This is a genomic window from Rhizobium leguminosarum bv. viciae, assembly GCF_012276115.1.
Classification (GTDB): Bacteria; Pseudomonadota; Alphaproteobacteria; order Rhizobiales; family Rhizobiaceae; genus Rhizobium; species Rhizobium leguminosarum_T.
The window spans coordinates 315,396-335,533 of the sequence record NZ_WIEU01000002.1; the positions used below are offsets into that span (position 1 = coordinate 315,396).

Sequence of the window (20,138 nt, forward strand, 5' to 3'; positions counted from 1 at the left end):
TTTGCAGCATCCCTATTTTGACTTTTGATAATGAACCAGCTGGAAAGGACAACCCGTCCGATCCCCCGATATGGGGAGCTGAGGGGCGCCACTGCCGGGCTTTCGGCAGATCCGTTGACACAATAATACCGCTCGTACATCCTGATTTCCTTGTGACCTGCGCATGAAAATGTGCCGGCCGAGGGACTTTTGGCTCTTGGGGATGGCGTGCCTTATGAGGATCATACCGAGAATGAGCACGATCGAATCCAGCGTGTCCTCCATCCTGTTGGACCGGGTCGCTGAATGGCTGACGAACTCTTCGCTGGCCGGAGACGAGCTTGAAAACATCGTCCGCGGTTTCTGCGAAAGGCTCACTGCTGCGGGGCTGCCGCTTGCGCGCGTGCATCTTTCTTTTTCGATGTTGCACCCGCTCTACGATGCGCTGAGCTTCACCTGGCGGCGCGCCAGCGGCGTCACCATCGAGGGCTTCCGCATGCCTGCCGGGCAAAAGCCGGACCGCTTCCTGCAGAGCCCATATTATTACCTGCTCGACAACAATCTGCAGCACATCCGGCGCCGACTGATGCATGATGGGCCGAACGAATTTCCGATTTTCGAGGATTTGCGTAAGGACAGCATCACCGACTACCTCGCCTTCGTGCAGCCCTTCGGCGACGGCTCCGTGCAGGGCATGATGGGTTCCTGGTCGACGGACCATAATACCGGCTTTTCCGACGATATGATCGATGCGCTGCTCAGGATGCAGAACCATCTGGCGGTCGCCGCCAAGATGGCGGTGCTCGGCAAGCTCGCCAACAACATGCTGACCACCTATCTCGGCGGCGACGCCGGCAAGCGGGTGCTGAACGGCCAGATCCGCCGTGGCGACGGCGAGACGATCCGGGCAGCACTGGTCATGGGCGACATGCGCGAATCCACCATGTACGCCGAAAAAGAAGGCCGGCAGGCCTATATCGACACGCTGAACCAGTTCTTCGACGCGATCGCCGCCCCCTTCAACCGCAATGGCGGCGAGATCCTGAGTTTCCTCGGCGATGGCTTTCTCGCCGTCTATCCTTGCGGGCGCCACAAGGATCCATCGAAAATTGCCTGCGAGGCCGCGCTTTCGGCCGTGCATCAGGCGCAGGCGCGGGTCGCCGAGCTCAACAGGGACCGCGAGCAGAAGGGCCTGACCAGGGTCGGCTACGGCATCGGCCTGCATGTCGGCAACGTCATGTTCGGCAATGTCGGCCTCAAGGACCGTTTGACCTTCTCCGCCTTCGGCTCGGCGGTCAACGAGGTTCAACGTCTGCAGATCCTGACCAAGAAATACGGTCGCGAGGTCGTCGCCAGCCAGGCCTTCGCCGGCTATTGCGGCGGCGAATGGACGACGCTCGGCGAGGAGAAGCTGCGCGGCATCCGTCAGAAGGTGACGGTGCTGCAGCCGCGCGCGCCAGCACCCGCAATCAACGTCGACGAGAGCTTCCGTGAGGCCGTGCAGAACGGACTTTCAGAAGCCGAGCAGGTCATTCTCCTGCATCGCGACGCCAAGAAACAGGTGAAGCGCACCAGCATGGAGAAATTCATCCAGTAAGAGCTTAGAACCCCTGCCATAATCTGCGCATCTCGCCTGGGGGAACTTCAGCGAGAGGCGGCGGTTTTTCTATGATTGTCATCAGCTGGACACCCCGTTTGCGGTACGATAGTGTGCCTTAACGGGAACATAGAAGACTGGGGAATTTCATTGGTATGGCGTCTGCAGCGGATCTGTTGCGTATTGAAAATCTCGACGTCTCCTTCTCGGTTTTCGGTGACCGGCTACGCGTCGTAAAACAAGCCAATCTTCGCATTCTTCCGGGCAAGGTCACCGCTCTCGTCGGTGAATCCGGCTCGGGGAAGTCGGTGATCAGCCAGTCGATCATGGGCATCCTGCCCAATCCGGCCAAGGCCTCGGGCCGTATTCTCTTCACCGATCCGCTCGACGGCAGCACGACCGATATTCTGTCCTTTCCGCGCGACAGCGAGGAAATGCGCGACCTGCGCGGCCGCCGCATGGCGACGATCTTCCAGGAGCCGATGACCTCGCTCTCGCCGCTGCATACGATCGGCAATCAGATCAACGAAGTGCTGCTGATCCATACCGAAGCCGACAAGCAGGAAGCCCGTGAAAAGACCGAGGAGATGCTTGGCCTTGTCGGCTTCTCCAATCCGCATCGCACCTACGACATGTACCCGTTCGAACTGTCCGGCGGCATGCGCCAGCGCGCGATGATCGCCATGGCGCTGATCTGCAAGCCGGCGCTGCTGATCGCCGACGAGCCGACGACGGCGCTCGACGTGACGATCCAGGCGCAGATCCTCGAATTGCTCCGCGAGCTGCAGGCGAAGCTTGGCATGGCGATGCTGCTCATCACCCACGATCTCGGTATCGTCGCCAACATGGCCGACGAGGTGGTCGTCATCTATCACGGCGAGATCATGGAAGCAGGACCCGTCGAGGCGATCTTCCGCAATCCGCAGCATCCCTATCTCAAGGGCCTGATGGCCGCCGTTCCGCATTTCGACATGAAACCCGGTGAGCGGCTGAAAGCGCTGCGCGATGTAACGGTCAATCTCGAGTCCCTGGTCGGCAAGAAGAAGCCGCTCCAGGCAGAGGCGCCGGGCATCCTGCTTTCCGTCGCCAATCTCTCGAAGACCTACAAGACGCGCAAGCGCAGTTTCTTCGGCAAACATGAAGCCGCCGTCCTGCGCGCCGTCGACGACGTCAGCTTCGACATCCGCCGCGGCGAATGTCTCGGCCTGGTGGGCGAGTCCGGCTGCGGCAAGACGACGCTCAGCAAGATCCTGATGCGCGCCATCACGCCGGACAGCGGCGCAGTGGTGTTCAACGACGGCAAGGAGGTCGTCGACGTCCTCTCCGTCAAAGGCGCTGAACTGCAGGACATGCGGACCAAGATCCAGATGGTGTTCCAGGACCCGGTCTCCTCGCTCTCGCCGCGCATGACGGTGCGCAATATCCTGAGTGAACCGCTCGAGATCCATGACCGCGGCGACAGCGACGAGCGCAAGCGCAAGGTCGAAGGATTGATGGCCGCAATCGGCCTCGACAAGCGTCATCTCAGCCGCTACCCGCACAGTTTTTCGGGCGGCCAGCGCCAGCGCATCGGCATCGCGCGCGCACTCGCGCTCGGCCCGAAGCTCGTCATTCTCGACGAGCCGGTCTCGGCGCTTGACGTCTCCGTGCAGGCGCAGATCCTCAACCTGTTGAAGGACCTGCAGAAGGAGCTGGGGCTTACCTATCTGTTCATTTCGCACAATCTCGCCGTCGTCGATTACATGGCCGACCGCATCGCGGTGATGTGCAAGGGCCGCATCGTCGAAATTGCGCCGCGCGAGATCATTCTGCGCGATCCGGTGCACCCCTATACGAAATCGCTGCTCGCCGCCGTCCCCTTCCCCGATCTCGACCGGCCGCTCGATTTCAAGGCGCTCAGGGAAAACGGCGCCGCCGACAAACAGAATTGGGGCGCGACCTTCACCGCCGAGCACGACGACGCTTCCGAGCTTGCCTATGCCGACCTCGGCGACGGCCATCTGGTGCGCGCCCGCAAGGGCGCCGATGCCAGGGAGTTGCGCTGATGGTGACGCGTCGCATCTTTCTCGGCGGCCTTGTCGGCGCGGCGATCGCACCCGCGGTGCTTCGGGCCGGACAGGTCGGCGAGCCGGAATTCCTCAAGGAGCGGCTGACATCAGGCAGCTTGCCGCCGATGGCCGAGCGCATTCCGCTGCGCCCGCGCATCGTCAACCTGAAGGAGATGGGGCTCGAACCCGGTGCCTACGGCGGCACGGTGCGCACCATCATCGGCAGCCAGCGCGACATCCGCTTCATGACGATCTACGGCTATTCCCGACTGATCGGCTACAACAAGCACCTCCAGTTCCAGCCGGATATCCTGGCTTCCTTCCAGTCCGAGGACGACACGGTCTTCACCTTCACGCTGCGCGAGGGCCATAAATGGTCCGATGGCCAGCCGTTCACGGCCGACGATTTCCGCTACTGGTGGGAAGACGTCATCCTGAACGACAAGCTGACGCCCGGCGGCGGCGCGCTGGAGCTTCGTCCGCACGGCAGCCTGCCGCGCTTCGAAATGCTCGATCCGCTGACCGTGCGCTACACTTGGGAAAAACCCAACCCGATGTTCCTGCCGACGCTGGCAGGCCCGCAGCCGCTCGTCATCTTCGGCCCCGGTCATTATCTCAAGCAGTTCCACAAGAAATTCCAGCCCGACCAGGCGAAGATGGACGAGCTGATGAAGACCTACCGCGTCAAGAAATGGCAGGATCTGCACATCAAGATGGCGCGTTCCTATCGCCCGGAAAATCCGAACCTCCCGACGCTCGATCCCTGGCGCAATACCACGCCGCTGCCGTCCGAGCAGTTCGTCTTCGAGCGCAACCCGTTCTTCCACCGCATCGACGAGACCGGCAGGCAGCTTCCCTATCTCGACCGTTTCATCCTCAACGTCTCCTCCTCGTCGATCATCGCCGCCAAGGCGGGTGCAGGCGAAGCCGACCTGCAGGCGACCGGCATCGATTTCAACGACTATACCTTCCTGAAGGAGGCCGAGCAGCGCTTTCCGGTGAAGGTCAATCTCTGGAAGCTCGCGCGCGGCTCGCGCATCACACTGCTGCCGAACCTCAACTGTGCCGACGAAGTGTGGCGCGGCCTCTTCCGCGATGTGCGCCTGCGCCGCGCTCTGTCGCTGGCGATCGACCGGCACGAGGTCAACATGGTGGCCTTCTACGGCCTCGGCACGCCAAGCGCCGATACGGTCCTGCCCGACAGCCCGCTCTTCAAGCAGGAATATGCCGACGCCTTCGTCAAGTTCGACCCCGACGAGGCCAACCGGCTGCTCGACGAGCTTGGCTTGACCAAACGCGACGACGACGGCATCCGGCTGCTGCCCGACGGGCGGCGCGCCGAGATCACCGTCGAGACCGCCGGCGAGAGCAATCTCGACACCGACGTGCTGGAGCTGGTGCACGACCATTGGGCGAATATCGGCCTTGCGCTCTATACCCGCACCTCGCAGCGCGACGTCTTCCGCAACCGCGCCATGAGCGGTTCGATCATGATGTCGATCTGGTACGGCCTCGACAATGGCGTGCCGACGGCCGACATGTCGCCCTCAGGCCTTGCGCCGACACTCGACGATCAGCTGCAATGGCCGCTCTGGGGCATGCATTACCTTTCCGCGGGCCAGGAGGGCGTCGCACCCGACCTGCCGGAGGCCGCCGAACTGGTCGACCTGCTCAGCCAATGGGGCTCGACGGCTAAATTCGAGGAGCGCCAGGTGATCTGGCACAAGATGCTGGCGCTTTATACGCAGCAGGTGTTCTCGATCGGTCTCATCAACAGCACGCTGCAGCCGGTCCTTCGCGCCGCCAAGCTGCAGAACCTGCCGGAAAAAGCACTCTACGGCTTCGATCCCACCTCCTATCTCGGCGTCTACATGCCGGATGCATTCTGGTACAAGGAGGCCTGAGACGTGTTCAGATACATTCTCTGGCGCATCGCCGCCATGGTGCCGACGCTCTTCGTCATTTCAGCGCTAGTCTTCACCATCATCGAGCTGCCGCCGGGCGACTTCTTCGAGAGCCAGATCGCCGAGCTGCGCGCCTCCGGCGAGACCGCCAACCTCCAGGAAATCGAGGAGATGCGCCAGCAATACGGCTTCGACAAGCCGGAGATCGTGCGCTATTTCTACTGGGTCGGCGGCATGCTGCACGGCGATTTCGGCTATTCCTTCGAATACCAGCTGCCGGTCTCCGACGTGATCGGCGATCGCCTGTGGCTGACCATCCTCGTCTCCTTCACGACGATCCTGCTTACCTGGCTGATCGCCTTTCCAATCGGCATCTATTCGGCCACGCACCAGTACAGCTGGGGTGATTACGGACTGACCTTCCTCGGCCTGCTCGGCATCGCCATTCCGAACTTCATGCTGGCGCTGATCCTGATGTATTTCGCCAATATCTGGTTCGGCATCTCGATCGGCCATCTGATGGACCAGCAATATTTCTCGGCGCCGATGAGCTGGGCGAAGGCGCAGTCGATCCTCGCCCATCTCTGGATCCCCGTCATCATCGTCGGCACGGCCGGCACGGCCGGCATGATCCGGCGGTTGCGCGCCAACCTGCTCGACGAGATGCAGAAGCAGTATGTCGTCACCGCCCGCGCTAAGGGCCTGCCGCCGCTCAAGGCGCTGGTCAAATATCCGCTGCGCATGGCGCTCAACTTCTTCGTCGCCGATATCGGCTCGATCCTGCCGTCGATCATCTCGGGCGCCGAGATCGTCGCGATCGTGCTGTCGCTGGAGACGACGGGGCCGATGCTCATCAAGGCGCTGCAGAGCCAGGACATGTATCTCGCCGGCTCCTTCCTGATGTTCCTGGCCTTCCTCAACGTCATCGGCGTGCTGATCTCCGACATCGCGCTCGGCTTCCTTGATCCCCGCATCCGTCTGCAAGGCAGGAGCACCAAATAATGTCGCCCCTTCCCGCACCCGGCGCCCCGCTTCCGCATTACGTCTCGACCGCTCCTTTCGATCCGCTTGCGACCGAAAGCATGACGTCGGCGCAATCGCGCATCCATCTCGCCTCGCAGAAACAGCTGATGTGGTGGAAATTCAAGCAGCACAAGCTGGCCTTGATCTCCGGCATCTTTCTCGCCGCCGTCTACCTGATGATCCTGATCGTCGAGTTCCTGGCGCCCTACGGCCTGCACACGCGCAATGTCGATTTCATCCACGCGCCGCCGCAACCCATCCACTTCTTCGACAAGGGTAGCTTCGTCGGTCCCTTCGTCTACGGCCGCAGCATGACGCTCGATCTCGACACGCTGCACCGTGTCTATGCCGACAGGCCGAACGACGTGCAGCCGATCCGTTTCTTCTGCCGCGGCGATGCCTATAAATTTTGGGGCGTTGTTGCCTCGAACTATCATCTCGTCTGCCCGGCGATCGGCGGCCAGATGTTCCTGCTCGGCACCGACCGGCTCGGCCGCGACGTGCTCTCGCGTATCCTCTACGGCGCGCGGATATCGTTAACGATCGGCCTGATCGGCATTTCGATCAGTTTCGTGCTCGGTATCGTCATCGGCGGCCTTGCCGGTTATCGGGGCGGCATTTTCGATCTCATTGTCCAGCGCCTGATCGAGGTGCTGCAATCGCTGCCGAGCCTGCCGCTGTGGATGGCGCTGGCAGCCATCATGCCGGTGACGTGGAGCCCGATCGTCATCTATTTCGGCATCACCGTCATCCTCGGCATCATCGACTGGACGGGGTTGGCGCGTGCTGTGCGCTCCAAGCTCCTGGCGCTGCGCGAGGAAGATTATGTCCAGGCCGCACAGCTGATGGGCGCCAGCACGCCGCGTATCATCGGCCGGCATCTCGTGCCGGGCTTTATGTCGCATCTCATTGCTTCGGCGACGATTTCGATCCCCGGCATGATCCTTGGAGAGACCGCGCTCTCCTTCCTCGGCCTCGGCCTGCGTCCGCCGATCACCAGCTGGGGCATATTGCTGACAGAAGCAAAAAGCGTCAGCGTCATCGCCTTCTATCCATGGCTGCTCTATCCGATCATTCCTGTTGTCCTCGTCATTTTGGCGTTCAACTTTCTGGGAGACGGCTTGCGTGATGCGGCAGATCCCTACAAATAGCAGGAAACGCGGCGGCGCATCACGGCACCGCCCCCACCTCTTGGCCTCCGGACGGTGGGGGTACTAAGTATGTTGCTGACCCCAGAAGGGATGCCCATGTCCAGACGTCTCGAAGATGCGCGCATCCTCATGTACAGCCACGATACTTTCGGTCTCGGCCATCTGCGCCGCTGTCGCGCCATCGCCCATGCGCTGGTCGAAGATTATCGCGGCCTCAACATCCTGATTATTTCGGGTGCGACGATCGCCGGCGCCTTCGACTACCGCGCCCGCGTCGACTTCGTGAAGATCCCGAGCGTCATCAAGCTCCGCAACGGCGAATATACGTCGCTCGCAAGCCATATCGACCTGCATGAGACGCTGAAGATGCGCGAATCGAGCATTCGCCACACGGCCGAGACCTTCCAGCCGGATATCTTCATCGTCGACAAGGAGCCGATGGGGCTGAAGGGCGAGATCGAGGATACGCTGGCCTATCTCAAGGCCCGCGGCACCGTCCTGGTGCTCGGGCTTCGCGAGATCATGGACGCGCCGCATCTGCTCGAAGCCGAGTGGAAGAAGAACAGCATCATGCAGAAGATCGACCAGTACTATGACAGCGTCTGGGTCTACGGTCCGCCTGACTTTTACGATCCGCTGATCGGTCTCGACGTGCCGGCCAGCCTGCGCCGGAAGATGGATTTCGTCGGCTTCCTGCAGCGTAGCGTCTCCAGGGGCAAGACGTCGATCAACGCCCGCAAGGACAATTACCTCCTGGTCACCACGGGCGGCGGTGGCGACGGCTCCGATCTCGTCCACGACGTCATGAACGCTTACGAGGCCGATCCGACGCTGACGCAGAAGGCGCTCGTCGTGCTCGGCCCCTATATGCCGGCCGCCGAGCGCAACAAGCTGGTGCAGAAGGGCGAAGCCATCCCCTATATCGAGGTGATCGAGTTCGACAACCACATGGAAGAGCTGATCGACGGCGCCACCGGCGTCGTCGCCATGGGCGGCTACAACACCTATTGCGAGATTCTCTCCTTCGACAAGCCGGCCCTCATCGTGCCGCGCGTCAAGCCGCGCGAGGAGCAGCTGCTGCGCGCCCAGCGGGCGAGCGAACTCGGCCTCGTCGACATGCTGCTGCCGGAACAATCCGTCGATCCGACCATCATGGCCGAGGCGCTGAAGCGCCTGCCCTCCCGCCAGCCGCCATCGAAGAGCGGCGGCAACATGCGTCTCGAAGGACTGGACCACATCTCGCAGACCGTCGGCCGATGGATCGACGGCCGCGGCAGCCATCTGTCCCTCGTCGGCGCGGAATAGGGAAAAGCCTTGCCGCCACGCCGCAAGATTCTCGTCGTGCTGAAAGGCTATCCCCGCCTTTCGGAAACCTTCATCGCCCAGGAGCTACTCGGCCTCGAAAAGGCCGGCTTCGACCTGACACTGATTTCCATGCGCCGGCCGACCGACAAGAAACGCCATCCCGTGCATGACGAGATCAAGGCGCGCGTCGTCTATCTACCGGAATATCTGCACGAGGAGCCGATCCGCGTGCTGAAGGGCTTCATCGCCGGTTTCTCCAAGCCTGGCTTCAAGGCGCTGATGAAACGCTTCCTCGCCGACCTCAAGCGCGACATCTCCCGCAATCGCTTCCGCCGCCTTGGCCAGGCACTAGTGCTGGGGCGCGAATGGCCGGACGAGGGTGAATGGCTGCATGCCCATTTCATCCACACGCCGGCTTCGGTGACGGAATATGCGAGCATCCTCACGGACACGCCCTGGACCTGTTCGGCGCATGCCAAGGACATATGGACGTCGCCCGACTGGGAGCTGAACGAGAAACTCGGCAGCGCCCGCTGGACCGTCACCTGCACCAGGACGGGCTACGATCACATGCGGACGCTGACATCCCGCAAGGAAGCCGTGCACCTGAGTTACCACGGTCTCGATCTTACCCGTTTCGGCCATTTTGCCGGCGAGCGTTCGAACCGCACCGGCAGCGACCCCGACGATCCGGCCTTCATCCTCAGCGTCGGCCGCGCCGTCGAGAAGAAGGGCTACGACGTGCTGCTGCGCGCGCTGGCACTTTTGCCCGCCGACCTTCACTGGCGCATGGACCATATCGGCGGCGGCGAGGAGCTTGCGAAACTGAAGGCGCTGGCAACCAAACTCGGCATTTCCGGCCGCATCGTCTGGAAGGGCGCCATGGCGCAGGAAGACGTGCTCGATCATTACCGCCGCGCCGACCTCTTCGCGCTTGCCTGCCGCATCGCCGCCAACGGCGACCGCGACGGCCTGCCGAACGTCCTGGTCGAAGCCTCAAGCCAGCGGCTCGTCTGCCTCTCGACCGAAGTATCCGGCGTGCCGGAGCTCCTGAAGAACGGTGAAAACGGTCTCGTCGTGCCGCCCGAGGACCCGGCGCAGCTGGCCAGCGCGCTGGAGGCGGCGATCCGCGACCCGGCGCTGCGCAAGCGCCTTGGCGACGCCGCCGAAAGCCAGGTGCGCGAACATTTCGACTATCACTCCAGCATCCGGCAGCTCACCGGCCTGTTCGAGGCCGAATGGCAGAAGGCGTCATGACGGCACCGCGTATCTTCTTCTATGTCCAGCACCTGCTCGGCATCGGCCACATAGCCCGCGCCAGCCGCATCGCCAATGCGCTTGTCAAGGACGGTTTTGACGTGACTGTCGTGACCGGCGGCCTGCCGGTGCCGGGCTTTCCGGGCGAAGGCACAAAGACCGTGGCCTTGCCGGCGGTCGTCGCCAGCAATGCCGGTTTCTCCGGCCTCGCCGACGCCGAGGGCCGGCCGGCGGACGAGGATTTCCTCCATGCCCGCCGCCAGCTGCTGCTCGATGCCTTCCATGCCGCAAGACCGGATGTCGTCATCATCGAAGCCTTCCCCTTCGGCCGGCGACAGATGCGCTTCGAACTGCTGCCGCTGCTCGAGGCGATCGAAAAGGCCGAACCGCGGCCGAAACTCTTGAGCTCGGTGCGCGACATCCTGCAGGAAAACCGCAAGGCCGGCCGCGACGCGGAGACGGTGACGCTGGTCAAGGACCATTTCGATGCCGTGCTCGTCCACGGCGATCCCGGTTTCGTCAGGCTTGAGGACACCTTCCCGCTGACATCCGAGATCGCCGACAGGCTGCTTTATACCGGCCTCGTCGCAGCCCCGCCGGCGCCGGAACCGACCGAGACATTCGACATCATCGCATCGGCGGGCGGCGGCGCGGTCGGCGCCGCGCTGATCGGCGCGGCCAAAGAGGCGGCAGCGCTGCTGCCCGCCGATCTTCGCTGGCTGCTGGTCGCCGGCCCCAACCTGCCTGAGGCCGATTTCGCCGCGCTTTCCGAGGACGCGGCGGCGAATGTGACACTGGTGCGCTTCCGCAAGGATTTTCCCTCGCTGCTGCGCGGTGCGAAAGTCTCGATCTCTCAGGCAGGCTACAATACGGTCGGCGATCTGCTGCGCACCGAATGCCGGGCAATCCTCATCCCCTTCGTCGCTGGCGGCGAGACCGAGCAGACGGTGCGCGCCGAACGGCTGCAGGCGCTCGGCCTCGCCGATATCCTGCCGGAAAACGGGCTGACGGCGGGCCATGTGAAGGAGGCAGTCGAAAAGGCGCTCGCCGCACAGCCACGGGGGCCGGTCTTGCTCGACCTCGACGGGGCGGAGAAAACCGCCCTCATCATTCGCTCCATGATTGCCGAATCCCTCGCCTAATCCAAAATTCCTGTGATATAAGCAATGTTCCGGCGAGAATCGGCATTTTTGCAGCCGGTCGCTTCGCCTTGTTTTCATTGCGATATCGGCGGTCCGGCTGCATGATCCTGTTCTCAAAATTCCTCCCCGTCCCGGCGCCCGGATCGCGCCCCCGGAATTTCCCAGCAAGCTGACGGTTAGCCATGGAAAAAAGCCTCGCCCGCTACATCTGGAAGAACACGCGGCTGCAGCAGCTGTGGATTCTGGCTGTCGTCGCTGCATCGATGGTGCCCTACTTCCTGTCCTTCGACCTGCCGAAGCAGATCGTCAACGGACCGATCCAGGGTGACGGTTTCGAAGGTCCGGGCGCGACGCAGACCTTCATGCACATTGCCTACGACCTGCCGCTGATTGGCCATGTCGAATTCTTTCAAGGGTTGCAGCTCAACCGCTTCCAGATGCTGATGGCGCTCAGCCTGGTTTTTCTGGCGCTGGTGGTGCTGAACGGCCTCTTCAAGTTTTACATCAACACCTATAAGGGCCGGCTCGGTGAGCGCATGCTGCGCCGTATCCGCTTCGAGCTGATCGACCGGGTGCTGCGTTTTCCGCCCATTCACTTCAAGCGGGTGAAATCGGCCGAAATCGCCACCATGATCAAGGACGAGGTGGAGCCGATGGGCGGCTTCACCGGCGACGCCTTCGTCTCCCCTGCCCTTCTCGGCGGCCAGGCGATCACGGCGCTCGCTTTCATCATCGTGCAGAATTTCTGGCTCGGCATGATCGCCGCCGGCATCGTCGGCGTCCAGGCGGTCGTCATTCCCCGCATGCGCAAGCGCCTGCTGGATCTCGGCCGCCAGCGGCAGCTGACGGCGCGCGAGCTCTCCGGCCGCGTCGGCGAAATCGTCGAGGGCATCGGCACGATCCACGGCAACGACACGTCGAACCTCGAACGCGCCGACATCGCCTCGCGGCTCGGCCGGATCTTCTCGATCCGCTACGACCTTTACCAGTGGAAATTCCTGGTGAAATTCATCAACAATTTCCTCGCCCAGGTCACGCCGTTCCTGTTTTACGCGATCGGCGGCTACCTGGCGCTGCAGGGCCGGCTCGACATCGGCCAGCTCGTCGCCGTCATATCAGCCTACAAGGACCTGCCCGGCCCGCTGAAGGAACTGATCGACTGGGACCAGATGCGCCAGGATGTGCAGGTGAAGTACCAGCAGGTCTATGAACAATTCAATGTCGAGCCGCTGATCGACAGCCGCATCCAGGAACTCGCAACCGCCCCGGTCGGCGCGCTGACGGGCGCGTTCGTCGTCACCAACCTGTCGCTCTCCGACGACAGCGGCGCCCGCCTCGTCGACCACGTCTCGGTCGAGATCAAGCCGAACGAGACGGTGGCGATCGTCGGGCCGAACGGCAGCGGCGCGGAAGCCTTCGCCGAAGCGCTCGGCCGCATGGTCTGGCCGGACTCCGGCCGCATCACCATCGACGGCCGCGATCTCCTCGATATGCCGGAATCGATCACCGGCCGGCGGATCTCCTATGCCTCGTCCGACACCTTCTTCTTCCACGGCACGCTCGCCAGCAATCTGCTCTACGGCCTGAAACATGCGCCGATGACCGATCCTGTTTACGACGAGCGGGAAGCGCTGGAGTATAAATGGCATTCCACCGAGGCGGAGAAGGCCGGCAATCCGACGCTCGACCTCAACAGCGACTGGGTGGACTACAAGGCCGCCGGCGCCAGCGGGCCTGACGACATTCTGAAAGCGATCCGCCCGGTGCTCGACGCCGTCCTGATCTCGCAGGACATCCTCGATCTGGCGCTGCGCTCGACCGTCAACACCGACGTGCATGTGGCGCTCGGCGACCACGTCGTCGCGCTACGCGCCTCGCTCAGGGACCGGCTGCGCGACGAGGGGCTCGACACGATCGTCGTGCCTTTCGATTTCGACGCCTATAACGCCCAGGCGACGGTCGGAGAGAACCTGCTCTTCGGCACGATGAAGCGGCCTTTGATGACCAACCGCAGGCTTGCCGCGCATCCCTATTTCCAGCAGCTCTTCCGTGAGACCGGCCTCAGCACCGATCTCTACGCCATGGGCCTCGAGATCGCCGAGAACGCGGTGGAACTCTTCCACGACCTGCCGCCGGACCATCCTTTCTTCCAGCAACTGACCTTCATGACGGCGGACGACATTCCGACCTACCAGGCGCTGCTGCAGAAGCTGCAAAGCCGCCGCTTCGAAGATGCCACTCCGGAAGAACGTTCGGCCATCATCCGGCTGAGTTTTGCCTATATCGAGCCGCGCCACCGCTTCGGCTTGCTGTCGAACGAGCTCATGGACAAGATCGTCAGCGCCCGCAAGCAGTTCCACGAGCATATTCCCGCCGATCTCTCCGAGCTGATCGAGCGCTATGACGCCGAGCGTTTCACGCCTTCGGCAAGCCTGATGGACAATGTGCTCTTCGGCCGTATTGCCTATCAGCAGGCCGACGCCTCCGATCGCATCCGCGGCATCATGGGCGAACTCTTCGACGCGCTCGACCTCTATGACGACGTTCTGTCGATCGGCCTCGAATTCGACGTCGGCTCCGGCGGCAAGCGGCTGACCATGGTGCAGCGGCAGAAGCTGAACCTGGCCCGCGCGCTGTTGAAGCGCTCGGACTATTTCATCTTCAACCGGCCGCTGTCGGCGCTCGATCAGCGCGTTCAGGATCAGATCACCCGCAATATCATCAAGAACCTGCACGAAGAGGGCCATCGGCCGGCGATCATCTGGGTGCTCTCCAATGCCCGGCTGGCAGAGATGTTCGACCGGATTCTGCTCTTCGACCGCGGCGGATTGGCGGAAGCTGGAAACTATCCGGAACTTTCCGAGAAAAACGGGATGTTCAAGGAACTGTTATCGTAATATTCTATAGGGGCGGCGATAATGGGCGTTCCCGAAGGGACGCCTTGGAGTTTTGCAGACGCCTGGTCCCCGCGGACCCTGCGTCAGGGGATTGAAACGCTCATGCTGTTGAGAGACGAAGTCGAAATGCTGCGACGGGTGCCGATCTTTTCAAGGATCGCGCCAGCAAAGCTCAAGCTTTTGGCCTTTACCTCCGATCGCATGACCTACAAAGCCGGACAGGACCTCTTCCATCAGGGCGATGTCGGTGATGCCGCCTATGTCGTCCTCTCGGGCACCGCCGATATCGTCGTCGCTTCGCCGGCGGGCGAGATCAAGGTCGCCGACGTCGAACCCAATTCCATCGTCGGCGAAATTGCCATCCTCTGCGATGTCTCGCGCACGGCAACGGTCCGCGCCACCTCGTCGCTAGAGGTGCTGCGCATCAGCAAGGAGCACTTCCTGAAGCTGCTCAGCGATTTCCCCGAAATGGCGGTGGAAATCATGCGGGTGCTGGCCGACCGCCTGAACCACACCACCGCGGAACTGACCGCGGCCCGCGCGGCGAAGCAGCCGCAGATGGCGCAGTAAGGTTTCGAGATTTCGGCGGCTATTCCGTGCGCCGTGGACGAGGCGCCCAGATTTCCCCACCTATTTGATTTATTGGCGAATACGACAGATCATGACAAAAGATGTGCGTGAGATGACCAGTTCGCCCGTTCCATCAATTCGTCCGGGCCGGCTGATCGACAAGCAAATCGGTCTGATGCTCGATCTGACCAAGCTGACTTATCGCGACACCGACATTCTTGTCGGCGATAAACTGAATTGCTTTCGATCTGATGTTCTTTCGGATGCCAGCTACAAACGAAAGCCTGCATGGTTTCCCATGCAGGCCATTTATTCGACGCCGTCTATTCCCGCTGCTCCAGCGCCCTGCTGAAGGCAAGTGCTGCCAGCGTGCAGATGGCACCGGAAAGCAGGTAGTAACCGACGAAGGTCAGGCCGAAGCGGCTGGAAAGGCTGAGCGCCACCAACGGCGCAAAACCCGCGCCGATCAACCAGGCCAGATCCGAGGTGAAGGCTGCACCCGTATAGCGGTAGCCGCGGCCGAAGCGGGATGAGATCGAGCCCGTCGCCTGGCCGAAGGAAAGGCCGAGCACGCCGAAGCCGATGATGACGAAAGCGTCATGGCCGCTGTTGCCGGATGCGATCAGGCTCGGCCCGATGAAGCTGAAGACAGCGATGATGACGGCGCAGATGGCAAGCTGGGCGCGCCGGCCGATACGGTCGGCGATCAGGCCCGAGGCGATGATCGTAAGGATGCCGACCGCGGCGCCGATCACCTGCACCACCATGAAGGTGCCGATCGGCTGGTTGCCGTAAAGGCTCATCCAGCCGAGTGGGAAAATGGTGACGAGGTGGAACATGGCGAAGCTTGCGAGCGGCACGAAGGCGCCGATCAGAATGTCGCGGCCGTGAACGCGCAGTACGTCGAGGATGGGGGCTGCTTCCAGCTCGTGCTGCTCCAGCAGCGTGCCGAACTCCTTGGTCATGACGAGCCGCAAACGCGCAAACAGCGCCACGACGTTGATCGCGAAGGCGACGAAGAAGGGATAACGCCAGCCCCAGGAGAGGAAATCCTCACTGGAAAGATTGGCGACGAAATAACCGAACAGGGTGCTGGCCAGCGCAAAACCGATCGGCGCACCGAGCTGCGGGATCATCGCATACCAGCCGCGGTGCTTGGCCGGCGCGTTGAGCGCGAGCAGCGAGGCAAGGCCGTCCCAGGCGCCGCCGAGCGCGAAGCCCTGGCCGAGGCGGAAGAGCGCCAGCAATGCGATCGACCAGACGCCGATCTCGTTGTAACCCGGCAGGAAGGCGATCGAGGCCGTGGAGCCGCCGAGCAGGAAAAGCGCGATCGTCAGCTTGGTGCCACGGCCGTACAGCCGATCGATCGTCATGAAGACGACGGAGCCGACGGGGCGGGCCAGGAAGGCAAGCGAGAAGATGGCGAAGGAATAGAGCGTGCCGGTCAGCCTGTCCGGAGCGAAAGGGAAAATCAGCTGTGGAAAGACCAGGACCGAGGCGAGGCCGTAGACGAAGAAATCGAAGAATTCCGACATGCGGCCGATCACCACGCCGATGGCGATACTACCAGGAGACACCGGCTTGTCGTCGTGAATGCGCCGCGCGTCGCGTTCCAGCGACGACGACGACGGTCCGTAATTAGATGTTGTAGCCATGAAACGCCTCCCTCGTTGAAGCGCTTTCGGCAAGGCGCCTCAGCCTGATCTTGATCAAACCTGCAGGCTTATCAAGTCCGTAAGACGTAAATAGTTCATCATCACGGCTCAAAATGAGGCGTAGGTGGAAAAAATAGCGTGATCCGGACCGCGATTTTTCCCGGGGACGCTGGCTTGGTCGGCTCTTGCGGATATATTGATTTGAAACATGCGCTGGCGAAAGAATCCTTCTTGATTTCATCAGGATTCCAAAGCTGTAGTGCACCATGATTTGTGCCGCAGTGCGGCATCCTTGCTGCACTGCGACCAAACACCTCATGTCGCTATCAGGTTCAGTGCGTTAGTCGCGGAACGAACGAAACAACAAGAGCTTAGAGACGTGCTAAAACTCGTGAAGTTTTCCCGCCTTCTATCCGTCTTGCCGCTGCTTTTCCTGGCAGGATGCAACATGGTGGTCATGGCGCCCTCCGGCGACATCGCCGCGCAACAGCGCGATCTCATCGTCATCTCGACGGTGCTGATGCTTCTGATCATCATCCCGGTGATCTTCCTGACGCTGTTCTTCGCCTGGCGCTACCGCCGCTCCAATACGGCCGCAACTTATGCGCCGGAATGGCACCATTCGACCCGCCTCGAAATCGTGATCTGGGCAGCGCCGCTTGCGATCATCATCGCGCTCGGCGCCGTGACCTGGATTTCCACCCATAAGCTCGATCCCTACCGCCCGCTCGACCGCCTCGATGCGGAGCGCGCCATTCCGGCCAATACCAAGCCGCTGATCGTCGAGGTCGTGGCGCTCGACTGGAAGTGGCTGTTCTTCTATCCCGAACTCGGCATTGCCACCGTCAACGAACTCGCTGCCCCGGTCGATATGCCGATCAATTTCAAGATCACCGCCTCCTCGGTGATGAACTCCTTCTATATCCCTGCCCTTGCCGGCCAGATCTATGCAATGCCCGGCATGGAGACGAAGCTGCACGCCGTCATCAACCGGCAAGGCGAATACGAGGGCTTCTCCGCCAATTATAGCGGAAGCGGCTTCTCGCACATGCGCTTCAAGTTCCACGGCCTCGACCAAGCGGGCTTTGACGCCTGGGTGGCGCAGGTTAAGCAGCAGGGCACGATGCTCAACCGCGACGCTTATCTCAAGCTCGAGAAGCCCAGCGAGAAGGAACCGGTGCGTTATTATGCCGGCGCCGACGGCGACCTTTACAACGCCATCCTCAACATGTGCGCCGCTCCGGGCAAGATGTGCATGAACGAGATGATGCACATCGACATGATGGGCGGCGGCGGCAAGGAAAGTGCCGAGAACCGCGAGAAGCTGCGATACGACGACCGTCATGCCGACGAAGGCATCGTGGCGCCCGCCGCCACCGTGCCGGCGACCGGGGCTCCGGCACGCAGCGAGCCTGCCGAGCGGACCGACGGCAACAACATGCAGCACGACATGCCCGGCATTCCTAGCACGCCCGGAATGGACATGCAGCATGAGGGTCATTCCATGCCCGGCACGGACAGCGGCGCCGATCCGGCGCCGGCGCAGCTCAACAACAACAATTAACCTGGCGCTTTGCGTCGCAAGACATAATGAACGGGTTGTTCCATGTTTTCCAATCCTGACCTCCTGAAGTTCGTCTTCGGCCGGTTGACCCTCGATGCCATCCCCTATCACGAGCCGATCCTGGTCGTGACCTTCATCGGCGTCGTCATCGGCGCCATCGCGGTGCTCGGCATCATCACCTATTTCAAGTTCTGGGGGCCGCTCTGGCGGGACTGGATCTGCAGCGTCGATCACAAGAAGATCGGCATCATGTATGTGATCCTCGCCGTCATCATGCTGCTGCGCGGCTTCTCCGACGCGATCATGATGCGCATCCAGCAGGCGCTCGCCTTCAACGGTTCGGAGGGTTATCTGCCGCCGCACCATTACGACCAGGTCTTCACCGCCCACGGCGTCATCATGATCTTCTTCGTGGCGATGCCCTTTGTCACCGGTCTGATGAACTTCGTGGTGCCGCTGCAGATCGGCGCGCGCGATGTCTCCTTCCCCTTCCTCAACAACTTCTCTTTCTGGATGACCACCGCCGGCGCGATCATCATCATGCTGTCGCTGTTCATTGGCGAATTCGCCCAGACCGGCTGGCTCGCCTACCCGCCGCTGTCGGGAGCAGCCTACAGTCCGGGCGTCGGCGTCGATTATTATATCTGGGGCCTGCAGGTGGCCGGTGTCGGAACGACGCTTTCGGGCATCAACCTGATCGCTACCATGGTCAAGATGCGTGCGCCGGGCATGACCTTCATGAAGATGCCGGTCTTCACCTGGACAGCGCTCTGCACCAACGTGCTGATCGTCGCCTCCTTCCCGATCCTGACGGCAACGCTGGCGCTTCTGTCGCTCGACCGCTATGCGGGCACGAACTTCTTTACCAACGACCTCGGCGGCAACCCGATGATGTATATCAACCTCATCTGGATCTGGGGTCATCCGGAAGTCTACATTCTCGTGCTGCCGGCGTTCGGCATCTTCTCGGAAGTCGTCGCCACCTTCTCCGGCAAACGTCTCTTCGGCTACGCCTCCATGGTCTACGCCACCTGCGTGATCATGATTCTCTCCTACATCGTCTGGCTGCACCACTTCTTCACGATGGGCTCGGGCGCCAGCGTCAATTCCTTCTTCGGCATCACCACGATGATTATCTCGATCCCGACCGGGGCGAAGATTTTCAACTGGCTCTTCACCATGTATCGCGGCCGCATCCGCTTTGAGGTGCCGATGCTGTGGACGGTCGGCTTCATGGTGACCTTCGTCATCGGCGGCATGACCGGCGTCATGCTCGCCGTGCCGCCGGCCGACTTCGTGCTGCACAATTCGCTGTTCCTCATCGCCCACTTCCACAACGTCATCATCGGCGGCGTTCTCTTCGGCATGTTCGCCGGGGTGAACTACTGGTTCCCGAAGGCCTTCGGCTTCAAGCTCGATCCCTTCTGGGGCAAGATGAGCTTCTGGTTCTGGCAGATCGGCTTCTGGTTCGCCTTCATGCCGCTCTATGTGCTCGGCCTGATGGGTGTTACCCGCCGTGTGAGCCAATTCGAGGACCCGTCGCTGCAGATCTGGTTCATCATCGCCGCCTTCGGCGTCGGCCTGATCGCGCTTGGCATCGCCGCCTTCCTGATCCAGATCGTCGTCAGCTTCATGAAACGCGAGGAATTGCGCGACGATAGCGGAGATCCCTGGGACGGCCGCACGCTGGAATGGTCGACCTCCTCGCCGCCGCCGGATTACAACTTCGCCTTCACGCCCGTGGTGCACGATCATGACAGCTGGTACGACATGAAGAACCGCGGTTATGCGCGTCCGCTGGAAGGCTTCCGACCGATCCACATGCCGAAGAACACCGGCACCGGCGCAATCCTCTCGGCCATCAGCGTCGCCCTCTCCTTCGGCCTGATCTGGTATATGTGGTGGCTGGTGGTCGTCTCCTTCGCCGCCATGCTGGTGGTGGCGATCGGCCATACCTTCAACTACAGACGTGATTTCCACATCCCCGCCGAAGAGGTGACCGAAACGGAAGGCAAGCGCACCGCGTTGCTTGCCGAGCAGGTGTGA

The 20,138-nt window shown here is 61.8% G+C and carries 14 protein-coding genes; 13 read left to right on the forward strand and 1 reads right to left on the reverse strand.

Annotated features, from left to right (window positions below):
• Positions 1–232 precede the first annotated feature (232 nt).
• The 11 genes from GFM02_RS04790 (at position 233) to GFM02_RS34815 (ending at position 15,225) form a co-directional block, all read left to right on the forward strand.
• The gene (locus GFM02_RS04790; RefSeq protein WP_026265592.1) at positions 233–1,576 is read left to right on the forward strand and encodes an adenylate/guanylate cyclase domain-containing protein; all 1,344 of its coding nucleotides are present in this window, start codon (positions 233–235) and stop codon (positions 1,574–1,576) included.
• Between the two features lie 155 nt (positions 1,577–1,731).
• Positions 1,732–3,621, forward strand: coding sequence for an ABC transporter ATP-binding protein (locus tag GFM02_RS04795; protein ID WP_168320965.1), 1,890 nt, complete (start codon positions 1,732–1,734; stop codon positions 3,619–3,621).
• Positions 3,621–5,528 carry an ABC transporter substrate-binding protein gene (locus GFM02_RS04800; protein WP_168305684.1) on the forward strand — a complete coding sequence of 636 codons (1,908 nt, stop codon included), beginning with the start codon at positions 3,621–3,623 and terminating at the stop codon, positions 5,526–5,528. Before GFM02_RS04795 ends, GFM02_RS04800 begins: the two co-directional genes overlap by 1 nt.
• A gap of 3 nt (positions 5,529–5,531) precedes the next feature.
• The gene (locus GFM02_RS04805; protein WP_168320966.1) at positions 5,532–6,530 is read left to right on the forward strand and encodes an ABC transporter permease subunit; all 999 of its coding nucleotides are present in this window, start codon (positions 5,532–5,534) and stop codon (positions 6,528–6,530) included.
• On the forward strand, positions 6,530–7,702 hold the full coding sequence (locus tag GFM02_RS04810) for an ABC transporter permease (protein ID WP_168305683.1): 1,173 nt from the start codon (positions 6,530–6,532) through the stop codon (positions 7,700–7,702). Before GFM02_RS04805 ends, GFM02_RS04810 begins: the two co-directional genes overlap by 1 nt.
• A gap of 96 nt (positions 7,703–7,798) precedes the next feature.
• On the forward strand, positions 7,799–9,007 hold the full coding sequence (locus tag GFM02_RS04815) for a glycosyltransferase family protein (RefSeq protein WP_020052924.1): 1,209 nt from the start codon (positions 7,799–7,801) through the stop codon (positions 9,005–9,007).
• 9 nt (positions 9,008–9,016) lie between these two features.
• Positions 9,017–10,264, forward strand: a complete 1,248-nt coding sequence (locus GFM02_RS04820; protein ID WP_168320967.1) for a glycosyltransferase family 4 protein — start codon at positions 9,017–9,019, stop codon at positions 10,262–10,264.
• Positions 10,261–11,406 (forward strand): glycosyltransferase family protein, encoded by a 1,146-nt coding sequence (locus tag GFM02_RS04825; protein ID WP_020665315.1) that lies wholly within the window; start codon positions 10,261–10,263, stop codon positions 11,404–11,406. Before GFM02_RS04820 ends, GFM02_RS04825 begins: the two co-directional genes overlap by 4 nt.
• A gap of 182 nt (positions 11,407–11,588) precedes the next feature.
• Positions 11,589–14,303 carry an ABC transporter transmembrane domain-containing protein gene (locus tag GFM02_RS04830; RefSeq protein ID WP_168305679.1) on the forward strand — a complete coding sequence of 905 codons (2,715 nt, stop codon included), beginning with the start codon at positions 11,589–11,591 and terminating at the stop codon, positions 14,301–14,303.
• Positions 14,304–14,405: 102 nt separating this feature from the next.
• Positions 14,406–14,873 carry a cyclic nucleotide-binding domain-containing protein gene (locus tag GFM02_RS04835; RefSeq protein WP_020052920.1) on the forward strand — a complete coding sequence of 156 codons (468 nt, stop codon included), beginning with the start codon at positions 14,406–14,408 and terminating at the stop codon, positions 14,871–14,873.
• Positions 14,874–14,964: 91 nt separating this feature from the next.
• Positions 14,965–15,225, forward strand: coding sequence for a hypothetical protein (locus GFM02_RS34815; RefSeq protein ID WP_205930177.1), 261 nt, complete (start codon positions 14,965–14,967; stop codon positions 15,223–15,225).
• On the opposite strand, the gene GFM02_RS04845 is transcribed toward GFM02_RS34815, so the two are convergent.
• Positions 15,197–16,528: an MFS transporter gene (locus tag GFM02_RS04845; protein WP_020052918.1), complete on the reverse strand. Its 1,332-nt coding sequence runs from the start codon at positions 16,526–16,528 to the stop codon at positions 15,197–15,199. The two genes, GFM02_RS34815 and GFM02_RS04845, sit on opposite strands and share 29 nt — an antisense overlap.
• 379 nt (positions 16,529–16,907) lie before the next feature.
• Between GFM02_RS04845 and cyoA the strand changes: the two genes are divergently transcribed.
• Positions 16,908–18,092 carry a ubiquinol oxidase subunit II gene (cyoA, locus tag GFM02_RS04850; RefSeq protein ID WP_168266835.1) on the forward strand — a complete coding sequence of 395 codons (1,185 nt, stop codon included), beginning with the start codon at positions 16,908–16,910 and terminating at the stop codon, positions 18,090–18,092.
• 42 nt (positions 18,093–18,134) lie between these two features.
• The gene (gene cyoB / locus GFM02_RS04855; RefSeq protein WP_168266832.1) at positions 18,135–20,138 is read left to right on the forward strand and encodes a cytochrome o ubiquinol oxidase subunit I; all 2,004 of its coding nucleotides are present in this window, start codon (positions 18,135–18,137) and stop codon (positions 20,136–20,138) included.